Raw genomic sequence first — 21,743 nt, forward strand, 5'->3', positions numbered from 1 at the left:
GAGCCAGGCCGGCCGAGGCGCGAGCGCCTGTCGGGCCGACGGGCGCACCGGCGGAGCCGTCCGGGGCCACGGATAGGCTGCTCCGGTGACCGACATCGAGATCGGCCGTGCCAAGCGCGGCCGCCGCGCCTACTCCTTCGACGACATCGCGATCGTGCCCTCCCGGCGCACCCGCGACCCCGAGGAGGTCAGCACCGACTGGCAGATCGACGCCTACCGGTTCGAGATCCCGGTGCTGGCCGCGCCGATGGACTCGGTGATGTCGCCGGCGACCGCGATCGCCTTCGGCCGCTTCGGTGGGCTGGGGGTGCTGAACCTCGAGGGCCTGTGGACCCGCTACGAGGACCCCTCCTTGCTGCTCGAGGAGGTCGCGCAGCTGCACGGCGACGAGGCGACCCGCCGGATGCAGCAGATCTACACCGAGCCGGTGAAGGCCGAGCTGATCGCCGAGCGGCTGCGCGAGGTGCGCGAGGCCGGGGTGACCGTCGCCGGCGCGCTCTCACCCCAGCGCACCAAGGAGTTCGCGAAGACCGTGGTCGACGCCGGTGTCGACATGTTCGTCATCCGCGGCACCACCGTCTCCGCCGAGCACGTCTCCTCGCAGGCCGAGCCGTTGAACCTCAAGGAGTTCATCTACGAGCTCGACGTGCCGGTGATCGTGGGCGGCTGCGCCACCCACCAGGCCGCCCTCCACCTGATGCGCACCGGCGCGGCCGGCGTCCTGGTCGGGTTCGGCGGCGGCGCCGCCCACACCACCCGCACCGTGCTGGGCGTGGCGGTCCCGATGGCCTCCGCCGTGGCCGACGTCGCGGCGGCGCGCCGCGACTACCTCGACGAGTCCGGCGGCCGCTACGTGCACGTGATCGCCGACGGGTCGATCGGCATGTCCGGCGACCTGGCCAAGGCGATCGCCTGCGGGGCCGACGCGGCGATGGTCGGCTCCCCGTTCGCCCGGGCCACCGACGCCCCCGGCCGCGGCTTCCACTGGGGGGCCGAGGCGCACCACTCGCAGCTGCCGCGCGGCCAGCGGGTCGAGTTCGACACCGTCGGCACCCTCGAGGAGATCCTGTTCGGGCCGTCGCGGGTCGCCGACGGCACGATGAACCTGATCGGGGCCCTGAAGCGCTCGATGGCCACCACCGGCTACACCGAGCTGAAGGAGTTCCAGCGCGTGGAGGTCGTGGTCGGGTGAGGGTCGCGGCCGGGCAGGCGGTCGCCGTCAGCGGCGACCTCGAGGCGAACGTCCGCACGGCCGCACGGCTCACCCGGCTCGCCGCCACCCAGGACGTCCGGGTCCTCGTGCTGCCCGAGGCGTTCCTGACCGGCTACGACGTCGCCGCGTTCGACGGCCCGCTGCCGGACGCCGCGGAGCTCGACGCCGCGTGGTTGGACCCGCTCCGCGAGGAGGCCGCGGCCGGCGTCACGGTCGTCGTCGGCACCGCCCTGACCCGCGACTCTGAGCGCCGCCTGTCGCAGATCGTGGTCCGGCCCGGCGGCGCCGCGCTCGCGCCGTACGACAAGCAGCACCTCGACGGCCTCGAACGCACCTTCTTCGGCGTCGGCGACCACGGCACCTCGATCACCGTCGACGGCCTCGACCTCGGCCTGTCGATCTGCTACGACGGCTGCTTCCCCGAGCACGCCCAGGCCGCGGCCCGCGACGGGGCCGTCGGCTACCTGTGCTCCGCGGCGTACTTCCCCGGCGGCGCCCACCGCCGCGACCTCTACTACGCCGCCCGCGCCGTCGAGAACGGCATGTACGTCGTGCTGTCCGGGCTCACCGGCCGCTGCGGGGCGTTCGAGTTCATCGGCGGATCGGCCGTCTTCGACCCCGAGGGCCGCCCGATCGCCCGGCTCGGCGAGGAGGAGGGGCTCGCCATCGCCGACCTCGACCCGGAGGTGGTCGCGCAGACCCGGGCCACGCACACCATGATCAGCGACCACCGCGCCTCGCTCGGGCCACGGGTGCGGGCCTGACGCGGCCCAGGCCGGACTCCGCACGGGCTGCACGTCGGCCGCATGGCCGGGTCAGCGCTCGACCAGGCCGGGGGTGCGGCCGAGGCCGTGCACGGCGGCGGCGATGTCGCGGCGGGCGGCCAGCAGCCCGGGGTCGCCGGGCGTCCGCTCGAGGGCGGCGACCACGCGGCGCACCCGCAGCGGCCCGGCGCTGGGCCAGTGCCCCCAGCTGATCGGCAGGTACGCCGCCTCGCTCACCGCGAACCCGCCGCCCGGCCGCTCGGTGAAGGTGAACTCCACCGCGATGCCCTGGTAGGTCGCCGGCCGGGTCGCCTCCTGCTGGGCGACCATGTTGCCCATCCCGTAGGCCACCCAGGTGCCGTTGACCTTCGTCACCGGCTGCACCACGTGGGCGTGCTCGCCGACCACCAGGTCGACGTCGGGGGAGCGGGTCAGCCGGTCGACGAGCGCGACCTGGTCGGCGTTGGGGAGGTGGTCGTACTCCGTGCCGCCGTGCAGTGCCACCACCACGACGTCCGCCCCGGCGTCGCGGGCCGCACGCGCCTGGGCGAGCAGGTTCTCGGCGTCCCACAGCGACACCGACCACTCCCGGCCCTCCGGCAGCGGGAAGCCGTTGAGGCCGTAGGTGCCGGCGACCAGTCCGACCCGCACCCCGTCGTCGGTGGTCAGCACGACCGGCCGGCGCCGCTCGGCGGCGCTGCGGAACGTGCCGACCGGCCGCACCCCCGCGGCGTCGAGCAGGTCCGCGGTGCGCACGAGTCCGTCGTACCCCTGGTCGAGGCTGTGGTTGGAGGTGGTCACACAGGCGTCCCAGCCGAAGTCGCCGAGCCAGCCGGCGATCGCCGGGGGAGCGGCGAACACCGGATAGCTCTGGTACGCCGCGCCGGGGGCGGCGAACGGCACCTCCTCGTGGCAGACGGCGAGGTCCGCCGCGCGCACCGGGCCGCGGAGATCGGCGAACATCGGGTCGAGGTCCAGGCCGCTCGCACCGGCCGCCGCGGCGTCGGCCTCGGCGCTGAGCCACACCGTGTCGTGCCAGAGCAGGTCGCCACCGAACAGCAGCGATGCCTCGCGTGGCGCGGGATCCTCCGGGGCGGGCCCGTCGCCTCTCGGCCGGGACGCCGGGGCAGCCGGGGCGGCCGGGGCCGTGGCGGCCGGATCGTCGACGGACGCGTCGGCGAGGGGATCGTCGCCGTCGCAGCCGGTGAGCAGGCCGAGGACCGAGCCCGCCGCCACCAGCAGCGTCGACGCGGCGGCCGAAGCTCGCCGGCGGGCGCTGCCGGTCCGCGTGGTCGCGGTCATCTCCGTCGCCTCCCTCACCGCCGGTCCTGGCCGAGGCGCGTGGCCTCTGCGCAAGGGTGACGCCGGGCGCGGCCTCGAAGTTGCCGGATCGGGCCGACTGTCGGCAGCGACACACGCCAAGGCCGATCAGGCCCGCGCCGCCCGCCGGCCTGGGAGACTGGCGGCATGGCCCACTCGACCGCCCTCAGCCCGCAGAACCGAGAGGCCGCCCTGGCCGCGATGGCAGCCACCGAGCTCGACGTCCTCGTGGTCGGCGGAGGCATCACCGGCGTCGGCACCGCGCTCGACGCCGTGACCCGTGGGCTGAGCACCGGCCTGCTCGAGCAGCGCGACCTGGCCAGCGGCACCAGCAGCCGCAGCAGCAAGCTCGTGCACGGCGGCCTGCGCTACCTGGAGATGATGGACTTCCGGCTGGTCCGCGAGGCGCTGCAGGAGCGCGGCCTGCTGCTGACCCGGCTCGCCCCGCACCTGGTGCGGCCGGTGCCGTTCCTCTTCCCGTTGACCCACGCCGGCTGGGAGCGCCCCTACATCGGCGCCGGCCTGGCGATCTACGACGCGATGGCGATGGCCGGCAAGTACGACATGGGCGTGCCGAAGCACCGCCACCTGTTCCGCCGCCAGGTCGCCCGGATCGCGCCCGACTTCCGGGTCGACCAGATCTCCGGAGCGATCCGCTACTACGACTGCCAGGTCGACGACGCGCGGCTGGTGCTGACCGTGGCCCGCACCGCCGCCGGCCACGGCGCGCACGTCGCCACCCGCACCAAGGTGGTCGGCTTCCTGCGCGAGGGCGAGCGCGTGGTGGGCGTGCGCGCGCGTGACCTGGCCACGGGACGCGAGCTCGAGATCCGAGCCAAGGTCGTCGTCAACGCGGCCGGCGTCTGGACCGACGAGATCCAACAGATGGTCGGCGGCCGCGGCGCGCTCAACGTGCAGGCCAGCAAGGGCATCCACCTGGTGGTGCCCCGCGACCGGATCCGCTCCGAGGCGGGCTTCATCACCCGCACCGCCAGCTCGGTGCTGTTCGTCATCCCGTGGGGCCGGCACTGGATCATCGGCACCACCGACACCCCGTGGAACCTCGACAAGGCGCACCCGGCGGCCAGCCGCACCGACATCGACTACGTGCTCGGCCACGTCAACCGGCTGCTCAAGGAGCCGCTGGACCACGACGACGTCGAGGGCGTCTACGCCGGGCTCCGGCCGCTGCTGCGCGGCGAGTCCGAGTCGACCAGCCGGTTCTCCCGCGAGCACACCGTGGTGATGCCGGTGCCGGGCCTGGTGCTGATCGCCGGCGGCAAGCTCACGACGTACCGCGTGATGGCCACGGACGCCGTGGACGCCGCCGCACACTCCCTGAGCAGCGCCGGCAGCCTGCCGGTGCGCGAGTCGATCACCGACCGGGTGCGGCTGGTGGGGGCGGAGGGCTGGGAGACCCGCTCCAACCAGCGGGTGCAGCTGGCCCGGCGCTCCGGGCTGCACGTGGCCCGCATCGACCACCTGCTCGGACGCTTCGGTGGCCTCGTCGACGACCTGCTCGACCTGGTCGCCGAGCGGCCCGAGCTGGGCGAGCCGCTGCCGGGCGCGGAGGACTACCTGGCCGCCGAGGTGGTCTACGCCGTCACCCACGAGGGCGCCCGCCACCTCGACGACCTGCTCACCCGCCGGTTGCCGGTCTCGATCGAGACCTTCGACCGCGGGGTGGGCGCCGCCCCGCACGCCGCCCGGCTGATGGCCGCCGAGCTGGGCTGGGACGACGCGCGCACCGCGGACGAGGTCGACCACTACCTGCGCCGGGTGGAGGCGGAGCGGCAGAGCCAGCGGATGCTCACCGACCAGGAGGCCGACGAGGCGCGGGTGAAGGTGAGCGACTTCGGGTGAGTGACGGGCGGGTGCGGCGACCCGGGCCCAGCGGGACGGCTCGTTGACAGCTAGAACCTGTTCCACCCATGCTGGCGCGGTCTGAGACCCACGTCACACTCCGTGACGCCGACGTCGCCCAGGAGGCCGCGGTGACCCAGGCTCCGCCCCCGCCCGACACCAAGCTGCAGCGCACCAGCCGCGACGCGGCGGAGCTCGCCGCCCCGATCGCGGCCTGGCTGGCCACCGATCTGCCACCCGGCGCCGACCCGGTCGTGGAGATCCACGGAGGCTCCGACGCCAACGGGATGTCCTCGGAGACCCTCCCGCTCGACGCGTCCTGGACCGACGGCGGCCGCCGCAGGACCGGCCGCTACGTCGCCCGCATCGCGCCGTCGGCCGACGACGTCCCGGTGTTCCCGGCGTACCGGCTCGCCGACCAGTACGACGCGATGCGCATCGTCGCCGAGACCACCGGGGTGCCGGTGCCCCAGGTGCGCTGGCTGGAGCCCACCGGTGACGTGATCGGCACCCCGTTCTTCCTCATGGACCGGCTCGAGGGCCGGGTGCCGCAGGACGTGCTGCCCTACAACTTCGGCGACAACTGGCTCTTCGACGCCACCCCCGAGCAGCAGCGGCGGCTGCAGGACAACACGGTGGCGGTGGTCGCCGGGCTGCACGGCATCCCCGACGCCGTCGAGACCTTCGGGTTCCTCGACGCCGGCAGGTCCGGCCACGCCGGCGAGACGCCGCTGCGCCGCAACCTGGCCCGCACCCGCGCCTGGTACGACTTCGCCGTCCCCGACGTCGGCCGCTCGCCGCTGGTGGAGCATGGCCTGGCCTGGCTCGCGGCGCACCCGCCGGTCGAGCGCGAGACGGTGCTGTGCTGGGGCGACTCCCGCATCGGCAACGTCCTCTACCGCGACTTCGCCCCGGTGGGCGTGCTCGACTGGGAGATGGCCGCGCTCGGCCCGCGCGAGGCGGACCTCGCATGGATGGTGTTCGCGCACCGGGTCTTCGAGACCATCACCGGGCTGCTGGAGCTGCCCGGCATGCCGCATTTCCTGCGCGCCGACGACGTGCGGACGACGTACCAGCAGCTCACCGGCGTCGAGCTGGCCGACTTCGGCTGGCACCTGCTGCACGCGGCCGTGCAGTGGGGGGTGGTGTTCATGCGCACCGGCGCCCGGCAGATCCACTTCGGCGAGATCGAACGGCCCGCCGAGGTGGAGGGCCTCTTCCACCACCGGCCGCTGTTCGAGCAGCTGCTCGGAGAGGTCGGCGCCTGATGGTCGGCCCCCTCGACGAATACCCCCTCCACCAGGTCCCGCTCCCGGTGGAGTGGGTCGGCTCCAGCGACCGCAACTTCTACGACCGGTGGTACTTCAACGCCCACGACCGCACCGGTGACCTGTTCTTGATCACCGGCGCCGGCTACTACCCCAACCTGGGCACCAAGGACGCGTTCGTGCTGCTACGCCGCGGCGACCGTCAGGTGTCGCTGCAGCTCGGCGACCCGATCGACGGTGACCGGATGAACCCGCACGTCGGCCCCTACCGGGTCGAGATCGCCGAGCCGCTGCGCCGGCTGCGGGTGGTGCTGGAGGAGACCGAGGGCATCGCCTGCGACCTGACCTGGGAGGGCTCCTTCGACGTCGTCCAGGAGCAGCCGCACGTGATGCGCTCCGGCAGCCGGGTCACCCTCGACGCGCAGCGCTTCGCCCAGGTCGGCACCTGGAGCGGGGCGGTCGTGGTCGACGGCGAGGAGATCGCGGTGACCCCCGACCGCTGGGTCGGCACCCGCGACCGCTCCTGGGGCATCCGGCCGGTGGGCGAGCCCGAGCCGGCCGGCGCGCCGGCGTCGCCGCCGTTCGACGGCATGTGGTGGCTCTACGTGCCGCTGCGCTTCGACGACTTCGCGGTGGTGCTGATCCTCCAGGAGGACCCGTCGGGGTTCCGCACCCTCAACGACTGCAGCCGGATCTGGCGCGACGGGCGCGTCGAGCAGCTCGGCTGGCCGCTGGTGGACATCCGGTACGCCGCGGGGACCCGCACGCCCACCGGTGCGACCATCCGGTGCACCGCGCCCGACGGCAAGCCGGTCGTGCTCGAGGTCGAGTCGCTGCTTCCGGTGCCGCTGCACGTCGGCGGCGGCTACGGCGGCGACCCCGACTGGACGCACGGACAGTGGTTCGGTCCGGGCCACGTCGCCCGCCGCAACTACGACATGACCGACGAGGCGGTCCGGGGGCGGTTCATGTTCGGCTGCGTCGACCACGTCGGCCGGGCCACCTGCGACGGCGCCGAGGGCTGGGGGCTGTTCGAGCACTTCGCCATCGGCCGCCACGACCCCAGCGGCTTCGGCGACTGGTTCGCCACCGCCCCCTGAGCATCCGCGACGAGAGAGAGACTCCATGACCCAGACCCTGGACCGCGACGCCTTCTTCATCGGCGGGACCTGGCGGGCGCCGGCCACTGCCGAGACGCTCCAGGTGGTCTCGCCGCACACCGAGGAGGTCGTGGCGACGGTCCCGGCCGGCAGCCCGGCCGACGTGGACGCCGCCGTGGCGGCGGCGCGCCAGGCCTTCGACACCGGCCCGTGGCCGCGGATGAGCCCGCAGGAGCGGATCGAGGTGGTGCAGGCGTTCTCCGGTCTCTACGCCGCACGGCTGGCCGAGATGGCCGACCTGATCAGCCTCGAGATGGGCTCGCCGACGTCGTTCTCGAACCTGGCCCAGGCGCCGGCGCCGTGGATGATGGTGGAGGCGTTCCTCGGCATTGCCCGGGAGTTCCCGTGGGAGGAGACCCGCCCGGGGGCGCTGGGCGCCGACGTCATCGTGCGCCGCGAGCCGGTCGGCGTCGTCGCCGCGATCCCGCCGTGGAACGTCCCGCAGTTCACGACGATGTCGAAGGTGGTGCCGGCGCTGCTCGCCGGCTGCACGGTGGTCGTCAAGCCCGCGCCGGAGACGCCGCTGGACGCCTACCTGATGGCCGAGCTGCTCGCCGAGGCCGGCGTCCCCGACGGCGTGGTCAACTTCGTCGCCGCCGGCCGCGAGGTCGGGGAGCACCTGGTCGCCCACCCCGGCGTGGACAAGGTGGCCTTCACCGGCTCCACGGCGGCCGGCCGCAAGATCGCCTCCGTGTGCGGCGAGCAGCTCAAGCGGGTCAGCCTCGAGCTGGGCGGCAAGTCCGCGGCGATCGTGCTCGACGACGCCGACCTGGGCGCCACGATGGAGGGTCTGAAGTTCATCGGGCTGATGAACTCCGGCCAGGCGTGTGTGGCGCAGACCCGCATCCTGGCCTCGCGCCGCAACTACGCCGCGGTGGTCGACGCGCTCGCCGAGACCGTCTCGTCGATGGCGGTCGGTGACCCGATGGACCCCGCGACCGAGGTGGGGCCGATGGTGGCCCAGCGCCAGCAGGAGCGGGTCGAGAAGTACATCGCGCTGGGCCAGGAGGAGGGTGCCCGGGTGGTGGTCGGCGGCAACGGCCGCCCCGATGGTCTGGACCGCGGCTGGTACGTCCGGCCCACCGTCTTCGCCGACGTCGACAACCGGATGCGGATCGCCCGAGAGGAGATCTTCGGGCCGGTGCTGTCGGTGATCCCCTTCGACGACGTCGACGACGCGGTCCGGATCGCCAACGACTCCGACTACGGGCTGGCGGGCACGGTCTGGACCGGGGACCAGGAGGCCGGGCTCGACGTCGCCCGCCGGGTTCGCGCCGGAACCTACGGTGTGAACACCTACACGATGGACTTCGCGGCCCCGTTCGGCGGCCACAAGGCCTCCGGCATCGGGCGTGAGTTCGGCCCCGAGGGGCTGGCCCACTACACCGAGCTGAAGTCGATCTACCCGACCACGCCGGGCATGTGAGCGTCGGTCGGCTCCCGGGGAGCAGCGCAGATCGGTTTACAGCACAAGGTGATGTGTCAAACCCGACACTGGGCTACCCGAGGGTAGGCAGGGAGACCCCCGTCACATACCCTCGGTACCCATGAGCGCCCCCACCCCCAGCCACGCCGGCGGCCCGGTCGTCGAGGGACCCCACGACCCCGAGCACGACCCGCGCGCGGCGTACGCCCTCGAGCCCGAGTACGTCGACTCCCTCACCCGCCGGATCCTGGCCTCCTCGGGGGAGACCCGCCAGGTGCACTCGCCGATCAACGGCGCGCCGCTGGCCAACATCCCGCAGTCCACCGACCGTGACGTGGCGGAGGCCTTCGACCGGGCCCGCCGGGCCCAGGCGGCGTGGGCGCGCACCTCGCTGGACCACCGGGCCGCGCTGCTGCTGCGCCTGCACGACCTCGTGCTCGACCGGCAGGACGAGATCATCGACCTGATCGTGTGGGAGTCCGGCAAGGCCCGCAAGCACGCCTTCGACGAGCCGCTGCACATCGCGCTCACCGCCCGCTACTACGGGCGCACCGCCCACGAGCACCTCGACACCCAGCGCAAGCTCGGCGTCGTCCCGGGGCTCACCCGGGTCGAGGTCAACCGGGTCGCCAAGGGCGTCGTCGGCATCATCTCGCCGTGGAACTACCCGTTCACGATGGCGCTGTGCGACGGCCTCCCGGCGTTGCTGGCCGGCAATGCGGTGGTCACCAAGCCCGACTCCCAGACCATGCTCTCGGCGCTGCTGGGCGCGCAGCTGCTCGAGGAGGCCGGCTTCCCGAAGGACCTCTGGCAGGTCGTCGCCGGTCCGGGCTCGAAGGTCGGCACCTCGATCATCTCCCGCGCCGACTACATCTGCTTCACCGGCTCCACCGCCACCGGCAAGCTGATCGCCAAGCAGTGCGCCGACCGGCTGATCGGCTGCTCGCTCGAGCTCGGCGGCAAGAACCCGATCCTGGTGCTGCGCGACGCCGACATCGAGAAGGCCGCCGAGGGCGCCGTGCGAGCGGCGTTCTCCAACGCCGGCCAGCTGTGCGTCTCGATGGAGCGGATGTTCGTCGCCGACGCGATCTACGACCGGTTCCTCGAGCGGTTCGCCGCCCGCACCCAGGCGATGACGCTGGGCGCCTCGCTCGACTGGGGCACCGATATGGGCTCGCTGATCAGCGCCGACCAGCTCGACGCGGTGGTCCACCACGTCGACGAGGCGGTCGCCAAGGGTGCCCGGGTGCGCGCCGGCGGTCGGGCCCGCCCCGACCTGGGTCCGTTCATGTACGAGCCGACCATCCTCGAAGGCGTCACCCCCGACATGGCCTGCTTCGGCGACGAGACGTTCGGCCCGGTCATCTCGGTCTACCGCTTCCACGACGAGGCCGACGCGGTGGCCCGCGCCAACGAGGGCCAGTACGGCCTGAACGCCTCGATCTACAGCCAGGACGGCAAGCGGGCCCGCGAGCTCGCGGCCCAGATCAAGTGCGGCACCGTCAACATCAACGAGGCGTTCGGGGCCACGTTCGCCAGCGTCGACTCGCCGATGGGCGGCATGCGCGAGTCCGGCATGGGCCGCCGGCAGGGCAGCGAGGGGATCCACCGCTACACCGAGTCGCAGTCGGTGGCGACCCAGCGGCTGATCCGGTTCGCGCCGATGCTCGGCATGTCCGACGCGGCGTACGCGAAGGTGATGACCGCGAACCTGCGGCTGATGAAGAAGCTGGGACGAGCATGAACCCCACCCCACGACGTCGCGGGGCTCCCCCGCTCCGCTCCTCCGCGCCCACGATGCCGCGGGGACCCCGAGGCACCGAAGGATGAGCATGAGTGACGCATTCGACTACGACGTCCTGGTCGTCGGCTCCGGCTTCGGTGGCTCGGTCACGGCGCTGCGGCTGACCGAGAAGGGCTACCGCGTCGGCGTCATCGAGGCCGGCGCGCGCTTCCGGGACGAGGACTTCCCGGCGACCTCGTTCCAGGTGGATCGCTACCTGTTCCAGCCGCGGCTGGGCTGCTACGGCATCCAGCGCATCGACGCGCTCAAGGACTGCCTGATCGTCTCCGGTGCCGGCGTCGGCGGCGGCTCGCTGGTCTACGCGAACACGCTCTACGAGCCGCTCCCGGCGTTCTACACCGATCCCCAGTGGAGCCACATCACCGACTGGAAGTCCGAGCTGGCTCCCTACTACGACCAGGCCAAGCGGATGCTCGGCGTCGTCGAGAACCCGCTGCGCACCCCCTCCGACGAGGTGATGGAGAAGGTCGCGGTCGAGATGGGCGTGGGCGACACCTTCCACCCGACCCCCGTGGGCGTGTTCTTCGGCGGCCCGGGCGGTGAGCAGGCCGAGCCGGGCAGCGAGGTGGCCGACCCGTTCTTCGGGGGCGCCGGCCCGGCGCGCAACACCTGCATCGGCTGCGGCGAGTGCATGACCGGCTGCCGGCACAACGCCAAGAACACCCTGGTCAAGAACTACCTCTACCTCGCCGAGCGCAACGGGGCCCGGGTGATGCCGCTGACGACGGTGACCCGCATCCAGCCGCGCGCGGGCGGGGGATACGACGTGCACATCCGGTTCACCAAGGCCAAGACCGACCGGCCGTCGGTACGCCGGGTGCTGACCGCCGAGCAGGTCGTGCTGGCGGCCGCCTCGCTCGGCACCCAGCGGCTGCTGCACCGGATGCGCGACGAAGGCTATCTGCCGCGGCTCTCCCAGCGGCTGGGCTACCTCTCGCGCACGAACTCCGAGTCGATCCTGGGCGCGATCGCTCCGGACCTGAGCGTGGACTACAGCCAGGGCATCGCGATCACCTCCAGCTTCCATCCCGATCCCGACACCCACATCGAGCCGGTCCGCTACGGCAAGGGCAGCAACTTCATGTCGCTGATGCAGACCGTGCTCACCGACGGCGACGGGCCCGCGCCACGCTGGCAGACCTGGCTGAAGGAGATCTGGAAGCAGCGCCGCAACGTGCCGGACCTCTACGACCTCAAGCACTGGTCGGAGCGCACGGTGATCGCGCTGGTGATGCAGAGCCTGGACAACTCGATCACGACCTACACCAAGCGGATCCCGCTGACGAAGCGGCGCTATCTGACCTCCGAGCAGGGGCACGGCGTGCCCAACCCCACCTGGATCCCGGCGGCCAACAAGGCGGCGCGGTCCATCGCCCGGCTGATCGGGGGGGTGCCCGGCGGCAACATCGGCGAGCCGTTCAACCGCCCGCTCACCGCCCACTTCCTCGGCGGGTGCGCGATCGGCGACTCGCCCGAGACCGGCGTGATCGACCCCTACCAGCGCGTCTACGGCCACCCTGGCCTGCATGTCGCCGACGGATCGGCGATCACCGCGAACCTGGGGGTGAACCCGTCGCTGACGATCACCGCCCAGGCCGAGCGGGCGATGTCGATGTGGCCCAACAAGGGCGAGCCCGACCCGCGGCCACCGCTCGGGGCCGGCTACGTCCGGATCGCGCCGGTGCCGCCGAAGAGCCTGGCCGTCCCGCCGCACGCCCCGGCCGCCCTGCGGCTGCCGGTGGTCGGCGTCAGCTGACGGCCGGCTCTCGGGCGGGCGGAGGGATCGCCGGATATCCGGCGATCCCCGCGCATCCCACGCGCTGCAACGCGTGGGATGCGTCAAGAACGCGTGTGAAGTCGACCCCGCAGGCAACACCGGACACCGGTCCAGACCATTGTCCGGGCCTCGGCGAAACCCGTTCCCGGTGCCGGCGTAACCCTCGCTCCGGGACCTCGTTGAGAGGTCGGACCCGGCAGTCATGCTCCCTCCCAAGGGCCGGGTCTCTCGGTCCAGGCTCTGTTCGCAGTGCGTGGACGATCAGGGCCCGGCCACCCTCCCTCCCCGGCCGGGCCCTGGTGCATTTCACGGGCCGCTGCCCCCACCCCGCTCCTCACGTCTGCGTCGTTCCAGCACCCTCCGGACAGCAGGAACGTGAGGAGCGAGCGGGAGCGGGCAGGGAGCGGCCTCGGCCAGCGTCGGGGGCGCCGCCGGGCGCCGATAGGCTCTGTCAGATGACCGAGGCCCCATGACGGAGGCCCCATGACGGAGGTGGCGCGGTGACGGAGCTGGCAGAGCACGACCTGGTGCTGGTGGTCGACTTCGGTGCGCAGTACGCCCAGCTGATCGCCCGGCGGGTGCGGGAGGCACGGGTCTACTCCGAGATCGTCCCGCACACCATGCCGGTCGAGGAGATGCTGGCCCGCCGCCCCAAGGCGATCGTCCTCTCCGGAGGCCCGTCCTCGGTGTACGCCGAGGGGGCGCCCGGCATCGACAGCTCGCTGTTCACCGCCGGCACCCCCGTCTTCGGCATGTGCTACGGCTTCCAGCTGATGGCCCGCGGGCTCGGCGGGGAGGTGGCACCCACCGGCGCCCGCGAGTACGGCCGCACCCGCGTCGCGGTGAGCGAGCCCGGCACCCTGCTCACCGAGGTCCCGGCCGAGCACACGGTGTGGATGTCGCACGGCGATTCGGTGACCGCGGCCCCCGAGGGGTTCACGGTGCTGGCCTCCACCGAGGGCACCCCCGTCGCGGCCTTCGAGGACGTCGGGCGTGGGCTGGCCGGTGTGCAGTGGCACCCCGAGGTGCTGCACACCGAGCACGGCCAGAAGGTGCTCGAGCACTTCCTGCACCGCATCGCCGGCTGCCGGCCGACCTGGACGATGGTCAACATCGTCGAGGAGCAGATCGAGTCGATCCGTGCCCAGATCGGCGACCGCGGCCGCGCGATCTGCGGCCTCTCCGGCGGCGTCGACTCCGCGGTGGCCGCCGCGATCGTGCAGCGGGCCATCGGCGACCGGCTCACCTGCGTCTACGTCGACCACGGCCTGATGCGGCAGGGCGAGACCGAGCAGGTCGAGCGCGACTTCGTCGCCGCGACCGGCGTCGACCTCAAGGTGGTCGACGCCGAGAAGCAGTTCCTCGACGCGCTGGCCGGCATCAGCGACCCGGAGCAGAAGCGCAAGGTCATCGGCCGGGAGTTCATCCGGGTCTTCGAGGCGGCCGAGGTCGAGGTGCTGGCCGACGCCGCCGCCAGCGGCGACAAGGTCGCGTTCCTGGTGCAGGGCACGCTCTATCCCGACGTGGTCGAGTCCGGCGGCGGTGCCGGCACCTCCAACATCAAGTCGCACCACAATGTCGGCGGGCTGCCCGACGACCTCGAGTTCGAGCTGGTCGAGCCGCTGCGCACGCTGTTCAAGGACGAGGTGCGACAGGTCGGCGAGCAGCTGGGACTGCCGCCGGAGATCGTGCACCGGCAGCCGTTCCCGGGGCCGGGTCTCGGCATCCGGATCATCGGCGAGGTCACCCGCGAGCGCCTCGACATCCTGCGCCAGGCCGACGCGATCGCCCGCGAGGAGATGACCCGAGCCGGCTTGGACCGCGACATCTGGCAGATGCCCGTGGTGCTGCTGGCCGACGTCCGCTCGGTCGGCGTGCAGGGCGACGGGCGCACCTACGGCCACCCGGTCGTGCTGCGTCCGGTCACCTCCGAGGACGCCATGACCGCCGACTGGGCGCGGCTGCCCTACGACGTGCTCGAGCGCATCTCGACCCGCATCACCAACGAGGTGAGCGAGGTCAACCGGGTCACCGTCGACGTCACCTCCAAGCCCCCGGGCACCATCGAGTGGGAGTGAGCCGCGGCCAGGCTCTGCGCGGATCCGGGGGCCCGCGGTCGGAGCTGATGAAGCCGTGGCCGCGCTCGGCGTTGGACCACCTCACACGTCCGGTGGACGCCGCATCGGGAGCGGACCGGGCGCCCGGCTAGGGTCCAGGCATGGCCGCCAGGACCCGCCACGAGCGCCTCGACGCGCTGCCGCTGACCGGTGAGCACCGCAAGCTCGTCGTCGGGTCCGGCGTCGGGTGGGCGCTCGACGCGATGGACGTCGGCCTGATCAGCTTCGTGATGGCCGCGCTCGCGGCGCAGTGGAGTCTCGACGACACCACCTTGTCGTGGATCGCCTCGATCGGGTTCGTGGGCATGGCGATCGGAGCGAGCGTGGGCGGACTGCTCGCCGACCGGGTCGGCCGCCGCCAGGTCTTCGCGCTCACCCTGCTGGTCTATGGCCTGGCCACCGGCGCCGCCGCGCTCTCCTGGTCGGTGGGGGCGCTGCTGGTCTTCCGGTTCCTGATCGGGCTCGGCCTGGGCGCCGAGCTGCCGGTGGCGTCCACGCTGGTCAGCGAGTTCGCCCCGGCCCGCATCCGGGGGCGGGTCGTGGTGCTGCTCGAGTCGTTCTGGGCGGTCGGTTGGCTGCTGGCCGCCGTGATCGGCTACCTCGTCGTCCCGGAGTCCGACGACGGCTGGCGGTGGGCGTTCGCGCTCGGCGCGGTGCCGGCGGCCTACGCATTGGTGGTCCGCTACGGCCTGCCCGAGTCGGTGCGGTTCCTGGAGAGCCGGGGCCGGTACGCCGAGGCGGAGGCTGCGGTGCGCCGGTTCGAGGCCTCCGCCGGCGTCGCACCCCCCACCGCGGACCAGGTGGCCACCCCGGAGGAGGTGTCCGGGCGGGCCACCGACGCGCCCGGCCCGTCGGCGCTGTGGGCGCCCGGGGTCCGCCGCCACACCGCGTCGTTGTGGGCGGTCTGGTTCGGGGTGAACTTCTCCTACTACGGCGCGTTCATCTGGATCCCGACCCTGCTGGTGGCCTCCGGCCTGGACCTGGTGCGCTCGTTCGAGTACACCCTGGTGATCACGCTGGCGCAGCTGCCCGGCTATGCGGTCGCGGCGGTGCTGGTCGAGGTGTGGGGCCGTCGCCCCACCCTGTCGCTGTTCCTGCTGGGGTCGGCCGGCTCGGCGCTGGCCTTCGGGTCCGCCGACGCGGAGCTGACCACGGTCGCCTTCGGCATGGCGCTGTCGTTCTTCAACCTGGGCGCCTGGGGAGCCCTCTATGCGATCTCGCCCGAGGTCTACCCGACCGCGCTGCGCGGCACCGGCACCGGCTGGGCGGCCGGCTTCGGTCGGATCGCCTCGGTGATCGCACCCCTGTCGGTGCCGCCGCTGCTCGACCTGGGCGGCGAGCCGCTGCTGTTCAGCGTGTTCTGCGCGTTCTTCCTGCTGGCGGCCGGCGCGGCCTGGGGGCTGCCGGAACGGCGAGGCAAGTCGCTGGAGGCCGCGGAGACGGCAGCGGCCGGGCTCCGCTGAGCGGAGCCCGGCCGTCCCCGGTGCGTGACCGGGTGTCTAGGAGACCTGCTCGCGCAGCTGGCCGAGGATGCGGCTGAGCAGCCTCGAGACCTGCATCTGCGTGACGCCGAGGTCGTTGCCGATCTCTTCTTGGGTGCGGTCCTCGAAGAAGCGCAGGTAGAGGATGCGCTTGTCGCGCGGCGAGAGCGAGCGGACGACGGGCGCGAGCCGCACCCGGGCCTCGCTGGCCTCGCGGTCGCGGTCCTCGTCTTCGATCAGCTCGCCCACGGTGGCCGCGGACGTGCCGGTGACCGGCTGGTCGAGGGAGCTGGGCTGGAAGCAGCCGAACGCGAGCACCGCCTCGTCGTACTCCCGCTCGGAGATCTCGAGCTCGGCGAGCAGCTCCTCGGTGGTGGGCTCGCGACCGAGGTCGTGGGAGAGCGCCTCGGAGGTCTGGTTGATCCGTGCCTGCAGCTCCTGGATGCGCCGCGGGGGACGCACCGTCCAGCCGTGGTCGCGGAAGTGGCGCTGCAGCTCGCCGCGGATGGTCGGCACCGCGTAGGCGAGCAGGTCGCGCTCGTGGGTCGGGTCGAAACGGTGGACCGCCTTGATCAGGCCCTCGTAGGCGGTCTGGCAGAGGTCTTCGTCGGTGACGCCGCGCCCGCGGTAGCGGGTGGCGACGGCCTCGGCGACGCGACGGTTGATCAGGATGACCCGCTCGAGCAGCTCCTGGCGCTCGTCGGGGTCGGTGGTGGCGTTGGCACGCTGGAGCAGCTCGGCGGTGCGCTCGGAGCGCTCGGTGCGGGAGAGCGTGCGGTCGGCGTCGGTGCCTGCGTTGGCCGGCGCGATCGGCATGTGGAGCTCCGTTCCTGCGATCAGTGGTCACGGTCTCGGGTGGCCCGCGCGCCTGTTCGGCTCGGCGGGGACTCCTCAGGTCTACCCACCACGGCAGCCGGTCTAAACCACACTTGCCCCAAAAAGTTCTGAGACGTACTCAGTCGCAGGATGGTTCCCGGGCGTGCGATCAGCGGTAGTAGAGGCGGCCTGACGTGCGGATTCCGTCGACGTCGACCTCCCAGACGCCGGCATCGACGTACATGCGGAAGTACCGCTCGATCTCGCCACGGCCGTCGTCGCCGACCTCCACCGCCTGGCAGCCGGAGTCGGGGCACCGCCAGCCCTCGGTGCCGATCGGGCGGATGCGCACCTGCGGTGCCGCGCCGCTCGCGTAGCCGGCGACCTCCACGCCGTACCACTGGCAGGGGTAGGCCACGCCGGCCTCCGGCACGCACGTGCCGGGGGTGCGGAACAGGCGCAGGGTGCGCGGCTCGGCTCTCCCGCAGGCCCGCACGGCCCGACCGGCGGTCTCGGCGCCGTCGGCGACCGCGACCGCGCGGGTCCGCACGCACACTCGTCGGCCGCCCTCCGCGGTCTTCACCTGGAACCGGGCCGGCGTCGGCTGCCACCCCTCGCCGGCGTCGTACTCGAGACGGGTCGTGACCTCGTCGGGGGTCTGGGGGGCGGTCACCCGGAACGCCACGGCCCGGTACGCCGGACGTGCGGCGACGCGCGGCGGCCGGGGGGCCGGCGGGGGAGTGGCGCTCGGGCTCTCCGTGGGGGTGGGCTCGGCCGTGCCGGGGTTGGTGGCGCTCGGCTCGTCGTCGTCGCCGCCAACCGCCACCAGCGCCGCGGTGGTGCCGGCCACGAGCATCACGGCGGCGGCGACGCCACCGATCAGCGCGCCGCGCCGGCGCCGGCTCGCACCGTGTCGCCGCGTGGACGGACCGGTGGTCGCCGGGTCGAGCCGCTCCTCGACGCGAGCGGCGGCGGGTGCGGCCGGCGGGGTGGTGGGGGCCGGGCCGGGCGGGGCCGACGGGACCGGGGACAGCGGGGCCGGCCGGACAGCGGTGTGGTCCTCGACCGGCGGCTGCCCAGGGACCCGGGTGGGCGGCTCGTCGTCGAGCGCACCCGCGGGGCGGGACCCCTCGCCCGCGACGGAGCCAATGACGGTGTCGGTGAGCGGGCCGGCGACCGGGAGCGTGCCGGTGTCGATCTCGCGCACCACGTCGAGCAGCATCGTGCGCAGCGCCGCCGCGGTCGGCACCCGCTGTTCGGGGTCCTTGTGCAGCGCGGCCGCCAGCACGGCGTCGATCCGATCGTCGAGCGGCTCCCCGGTGTCGAGCTGCGGCACCGGGGAGTTGATGTGGGCGTTGATCATCTGGAAGTCGGTGCCGCTGTAGGGCGCGTCACCGGCCAGCGCCGACCACAGCAGGCAGCCGGCGGAGTAGACGTCGCCGCGTTCGTCGGCGGGGTGCCCGAAGTGCCGCTCGGGGGCCATGTAGGCGGGGCTGCCGACCAGGGTGCCGGTGCGGGTGAGTCCGCGGTCCTTCTCGTTGCCGTCCAGCGCGATGCCGAAGTCGCACAGATAGGGCACCAGCCCCTCGGGGCGCTGCCAGAGCAGGACGTTGCCGGGCTTCACGTCGCGGTGGATGACCCCGGCCGCGTGCGCGTCGGCGAGCGCCTCGCACACCTGGGCGACCAGGACCAGCGCCGCGCGCTTGTCGAGCGGGCCGTGCTCGGAGATCCAGTGCCGCAGGTCGCCGTCGCGGTAGAGGTCGGTGACGAAGAAGACGGTGTCGTCGTGCTGGCCGTACTCGTGGATGCCGACGATGTTGCGCGAGCGGATGCGGGCCAGCACCGACGCCTCACGGGCGAACCGGGCGTGGAAGTCCTCGTCGATGGTGAGCGAGGGAAGCACGACCTTCAGCGCGACGGCGCGGTTGAGCACCTTGTCGGTCGCCTCGTAGACCGCGCCCATGCCGCCGTGCCCGATCAGGTGCACGATCCGGTAGCGACCGCCGTACTCGTCGCCTACCTTCGGATACCCCATTGCCCGTCCCTCGTACGCCGGCTCCGGCGCCGGATCAGGAAGTCGCCCGGACTTTACCCCGGTCGGCCGCCAAGTCGTAGGTGGTGGTGCGCTCGCGGACCGGTCGGCCGATGCCCGCGCCGATCTCGACCAGCTCGGCGACGGTCTTGGCCGACCCGTGCTCGGAGCCGGCCATCCGCGAGATCGTCTCCTCCATCAGGGTGCCGCCGAGGTCGTTGGCGCCGGCCCGCAGCATCGCACGGGTGCCCTCGACGCCGAGCTTGACCCACGAGGTCTGGATGTTGTGGATGCGGCCGTGCAGCATGATCCGGGCCAGGGCGTGCACGGCCAGGTTGTCTCGCAGGGTCGGTCCGGGACGGGCGACGCCGGCGAGATAGAGCGGCGCGGAGGTGTGCACGAACGGCAGCGGCACGAACTCGGTGAAGCCGCCGGTCCGGTCCTGCAGGTCGGCCAGCAGCCGCAGGTGGCCCACCCAGTGCCGGGGGTGGTCGACGTGGCCGTACATCATCGTCGACGTCGTGGGGAGGCCCACCCGGTGTGCGGTGCCGACCACCTCGACCCAGGTGCGGGTGGGCAGCTTGCCCTTGGTCAGCACCCACCGCACCTCGTCGTCGAGGATCTCGGCGGCGGTGCCGGGCAGCGAGCCCAGCCCGGCCTCCTTGGCGCGCAGCAGGAACTCCTCGATCGACAGGCCGGTGCGGGCGGTGCCGTTGACCACCTCCATCGGCGAGAACGCGTGCACGTGCATGCCGGGCACCCGCGCCTTCACCGCCGCGACCAGGTCGAAGTACGCCGTCGCCGGCAGCTCCGGGTCGATGCCGCCCTGCATGCACACCTCGGTGGCGCCCAGGCCCCAGGCCTCCTCGGCCCGGTCCGCCACCTCGTCGAGCGAGAGCGAGTAGGCGTCGGCGTCGCTGCGGCGCTGGGCGAACGCGCAGAACCGGCAGCCGACGTAGCAGACGTTGGTGAAGTTGATGTTGCGGTTCACCACGTAGGTGACGTCGTCGCCGACGGCGTCGCGGCGCAGGTCGTCGGCGAGGCGGCAGACCTGGTCGAGCAGCTCGCCCTCGGCGGTGATCAGCGTCAGCGCGTGCTCGGCGGACAGGTTGCCCGGGTCGCGTTCGGCGGCCGCCAGAGCGGTGCGGCCCTCGCTGTGCAGCAGCGCCGCGCCGCCCGTCGCCGTCGCCGCGGCACGCACCTGGTCCCAGTCGCCGTACACGTCCGCGAAGTCCGAGCGCCGGTCGTGGGTGCGGCCCTCGGTGTCGACGGCCGCGAAGAGGTCCGTGCGGCCGGTGCTGGTCTGCAGCCCCGCGAACCCGCCGTCGGGCTCCTGCCACGGCAGGCCGCTCGGTCGTACGCCGGGGCGCGCGAGGCCCTCCGGGGTGGCCAGGGCGGCGACGTGGGCGGAGACCCGCGGGTCCAGCCAGGGCTCGCCGGCCCGCACGTACTCCGGGTGCACGGTCAGTCGCGGCGCGAGCTCGAGGCCGCACTCGGCGGTGACGGCCCGCAGCCGCTCCAGCGACGGCCAGGGCCGCTCGGGGTTCACGTGGTCGGGGGTCAGCGGCGAGACCCCGCCCCAGTCGTCCACCCCGGCGCCGAGCAGGAGCCGGCACTCCTGGAGGTCCACGAGGTTGGGGGGCGCCTGCACCCGCGCCTTCGGGCCGAGCACGATCCGGGTGACCGCGATGGCGGCGCGGTACTCGTCGAGGCCGAGGTCTCCGGCGTGCCGCATCGCCGTGTCGGGCTTGGCCCGGAAGTTCTGGACGATGACCTCCTGCACGGCGCCGAAGGCGCGCGAGACCTGGCGCAGGGCGAAGATCGTCTCGGCCCGCTCGGTGAGCGTCTCGCCGATGCCGACCAGGAGGCCGGTGGTGAACGGGATCGACAGCCGGCCGGCGTCCTCGAGCACCCGCAGCCGGACCGCCGGGTCCTTGTCGGGGGAGCCGAAGTGCGGCTGCCCCTTCTCCTCGAACAGCCGTCGTGAGGTGGTCTCGAGCATCATGCCCATCGAGGGGGACACCGGCTTGAGCCGGTTCATCTCCTCCCAGGTCATCACGCCGGGGTTGAGGTGGGGGAGCAGGCCGGTCTCCTCCAGCACCCGCACCGCCATCGCGCGCACGTAGGCCAGCGTGGAGTCGTAGCCGCGCTCGTCGAGCCAGGCCCGGGCCTCGGGCCACCGGTCCTCGGGCCGGTCGCCCAGCGTGAAGAGTGCCTCGAGGCAGCCCAGGGCGGCGCCCTCGCCGGCGATCGCGAGGATCTCGTCGGGGGAGAGGTAGGGCTCGCGGCCGTCGCGGGCCGCCTGGGCGGGGGTCTCCACGAACGTGCAGTAGTGGCAGCGGTCCCGGCACAGCCGGGTGACCGGGATGAACACCTTCGGCGAGTAGGTCACGACGCCGTGGCCGTCGACCACCCGGCCCGCCGCCGTCAGGCCGGCGTCGCGCACGGTCGCCGCGGCGGCACAGAGCCGGGTCAGCTGCTCGCCGCGGGCGGCCAGCAGCGCGGTGGCCTCGGCCAGGTCGAGCGCCGCCCCCCGCTCGGCGCGCGCGAGGGCGCGGCGTACCTGCTGGGGCGTGGGCGCCGGCTCGGCGGCGGGCGGTGCGCTCGGCGGGGTGGTCATCCCCTTCAGGCTAGTTCCGTGTGGCCCCGGCGGGCGATCCGGCCCACTCGCCGGGACCGCCGCCCCACCGGCGGCACCGGTG

General features: G+C 73.2%; 14 protein-coding genes. 10 read left to right on the forward strand and 4 right to left on the reverse strand.

What is annotated here, in order from left to right; all coding sequences use genetic code 11:
- The first annotated feature begins 85 nt into the window (after positions 1-85).
- Together D6B71_RS16005 and D6B71_RS16010 are read left to right on the forward strand one after the other, a co-directional pair.
- Positions 86-1,192 (forward strand): GuaB3 family IMP dehydrogenase-related protein, encoded by a 1,107-nt coding sequence (locus tag D6B71_RS16005; RefSeq protein WP_121256877.1) that lies wholly within the window; start codon positions 86-88, stop codon positions 1,190-1,192.
- A complete protein-coding gene (locus tag D6B71_RS16010; protein WP_121256880.1) occupies positions 1,189-1,977 on the forward strand; it encodes a carbon-nitrogen hydrolase family protein in 789 nt (262 codons plus the stop codon). The genes D6B71_RS16005 and D6B71_RS16010 overlap by 4 nt, the downstream gene beginning before the upstream one ends.
- Positions 1,978-2,028: 51 nt before the next feature.
- On the opposite strand, the gene D6B71_RS16015 is transcribed toward D6B71_RS16010, so the two are convergent.
- Entirely contained in the window at positions 2,029-3,279 is a 1,251-nt protein-coding gene (locus tag D6B71_RS16015) for a CapA family protein (protein ID WP_121256882.1), read from the reverse strand.
- Between the two features lie 165 nt (positions 3,280-3,444).
- Here D6B71_RS16015 and D6B71_RS16020 point away from each other — a divergent pair, with 165 nt between their 5' ends.
- The 8 genes from D6B71_RS16020 (at position 3,445) to D6B71_RS16055 (ending at position 16,175) form a co-directional block, all read left to right on the forward strand.
- The gene (locus tag D6B71_RS16020; RefSeq protein ID WP_121256885.1) at positions 3,445-5,160 is read left to right on the forward strand and encodes a glycerol-3-phosphate dehydrogenase/oxidase; all 1,716 of its coding nucleotides are present in this window, start codon (positions 3,445-3,447) and stop codon (positions 5,158-5,160) included.
- A 68-nt stretch (positions 5,161-5,228) separates the two neighbouring features.
- Complete coding sequence (locus tag D6B71_RS16025) at positions 5,229-6,428, forward strand: phosphotransferase family protein (protein WP_121256887.1); 1,200 nt, start codon at positions 5,229-5,231, stop codon at positions 6,426-6,428.
- Positions 6,428-7,528: an Rv3169 family protein gene (locus tag D6B71_RS16030; protein ID WP_121256890.1), complete on the forward strand. Its 1,101-nt coding sequence runs from the start codon at positions 6,428-6,430 to the stop codon at positions 7,526-7,528. Before D6B71_RS16025 ends, D6B71_RS16030 begins: the two co-directional genes overlap by 1 nt.
- A gap of 25 nt (positions 7,529-7,553) precedes the next feature.
- On the forward strand, positions 7,554-9,014 hold the full coding sequence (locus D6B71_RS16035) for an aldehyde dehydrogenase (protein ID WP_121256892.1): 1,461 nt from the start codon (positions 7,554-7,556) through the stop codon (positions 9,012-9,014).
- Positions 9,015-9,135: 121 nt separating this feature from the next.
- On the forward strand, positions 9,136-10,758 hold the full coding sequence (locus D6B71_RS16040) for a succinic semialdehyde dehydrogenase (protein WP_121256894.1): 1,623 nt from the start codon (positions 9,136-9,138) through the stop codon (positions 10,756-10,758).
- 82 nt (positions 10,759-10,840) lie between these two features.
- Positions 10,841-12,574 carry a GMC oxidoreductase gene (locus tag D6B71_RS16045; protein ID WP_121256895.1) on the forward strand — a complete coding sequence of 578 codons (1,734 nt, stop codon included), beginning with the start codon at positions 10,841-10,843 and terminating at the stop codon, positions 12,572-12,574.
- Positions 12,575-13,095: 521 nt separating this feature from the next.
- The gene (gene guaA / locus D6B71_RS16050) at positions 13,096-14,673 is read left to right on the forward strand and encodes a glutamine-hydrolyzing GMP synthase (RefSeq protein ID WP_121256898.1); all 1,578 of its coding nucleotides are present in this window, start codon (positions 13,096-13,098) and stop codon (positions 14,671-14,673) included.
- A 140-nt stretch (positions 14,674-14,813) separates the two neighbouring features.
- A complete protein-coding gene (locus tag D6B71_RS16055; RefSeq protein ID WP_121256900.1) occupies positions 14,814-16,175 on the forward strand; it encodes an MFS transporter in 1,362 nt (453 codons plus the stop codon).
- A gap of 36 nt (positions 16,176-16,211) precedes the next feature.
- Here D6B71_RS16055 and D6B71_RS16060 read toward each other — a convergent pair whose 3' ends face one another.
- From D6B71_RS16060 to D6B71_RS16070, 3 genes are all read right to left on the reverse strand, one after another.
- On the reverse strand, positions 16,212-17,009 hold the full coding sequence (locus tag D6B71_RS16060) for a sigma-70 family RNA polymerase sigma factor (RefSeq protein ID WP_121256903.1): 798 nt from the start codon (positions 17,007-17,009) through the stop codon (positions 16,212-16,214).
- 169 nt (positions 17,010-17,178) lie between these two features.
- Positions 17,179-19,044, reverse strand: a complete 1,866-nt coding sequence (locus D6B71_RS16065) for a serine/threonine-protein kinase (protein WP_121256905.1) — start codon at positions 19,042-19,044, stop codon at positions 17,179-17,181.
- A gap of 34 nt (positions 19,045-19,078) precedes the next feature.
- Complete coding sequence (locus D6B71_RS16070) at positions 19,079-21,661, reverse strand: bifunctional FO biosynthesis protein CofGH (RefSeq protein WP_121256906.1); 2,583 nt, start codon at positions 21,659-21,661, stop codon at positions 19,079-19,081.
- Between the last annotated feature and the right edge of the window lie 82 nt (positions 21,662-21,743).

This window comes from Nocardioides ferulae (assembly GCF_003660455.1).
Taxonomy (GTDB): Bacteria; Actinomycetota; Actinomycetes; order Propionibacteriales; family Nocardioidaceae; genus Nocardioides; species Nocardioides ferulae.

Bases quoted from the DNA above. Each gene is read 5' to 3' on its own strand.
- D6B71_RS16015 (WP_121256882.1), bottom strand. From the start codon at position 3,279: ATGACCGCGACCACGCGGACCGGCAGCGCCCGCCGGCGAGCTTCGGCC.
- D6B71_RS16020 (WP_121256885.1), top strand. From the start codon at position 3,445: ATGGCCCACTCGACCGCCCTCAGCCCGCAGAACCGAGAGGCCGCCCTG.
- D6B71_RS16025 (WP_121256887.1), top strand. From the start codon at position 5,229: ATGCTGGCGCGGTCTGAGACCCACGTCACACTCCGTGACGCCGACGTC.
- D6B71_RS16030 (WP_121256890.1), top strand. From the start codon at position 6,428: ATGGTCGGCCCCCTCGACGAATACCCCCTCCACCAGGTCCCGCTCCCG.
- D6B71_RS16035 (WP_121256892.1), top strand. From the start codon at position 7,554: ATGACCCAGACCCTGGACCGCGACGCCTTCTTCATCGGCGGGACCTGG.
- D6B71_RS16040 (WP_121256894.1), top strand. From the start codon at position 9,136: ATGAGCGCCCCCACCCCCAGCCACGCCGGCGGCCCGGTCGTCGAGGGA.
- D6B71_RS16045 (WP_121256895.1), top strand. From the start codon at position 10,841: ATGAGCATGAGTGACGCATTCGACTACGACGTCCTGGTCGTCGGCTCC.
- D6B71_RS16055 (WP_121256900.1), top strand. From the start codon at position 14,814: ATGGCCGCCAGGACCCGCCACGAGCGCCTCGACGCGCTGCCGCTGACC.
- D6B71_RS16060 (WP_121256903.1), bottom strand. From the start codon at position 17,009: ATGCCGATCGCGCCGGCCAACGCAGGCACCGACGCCGACCGCACGCTC.
- D6B71_RS16065 (WP_121256905.1), bottom strand. From the start codon at position 19,044: ATGGGGTATCCGAAGGTAGGCGACGAGTACGGCGGTCGCTACCGGATC.
- D6B71_RS16070 (WP_121256906.1), bottom strand. From the start codon at position 21,661: ATGACCACCCCGCCGAGCGCACCGCCCGCCGCCGAGCCGGCGCCCACG.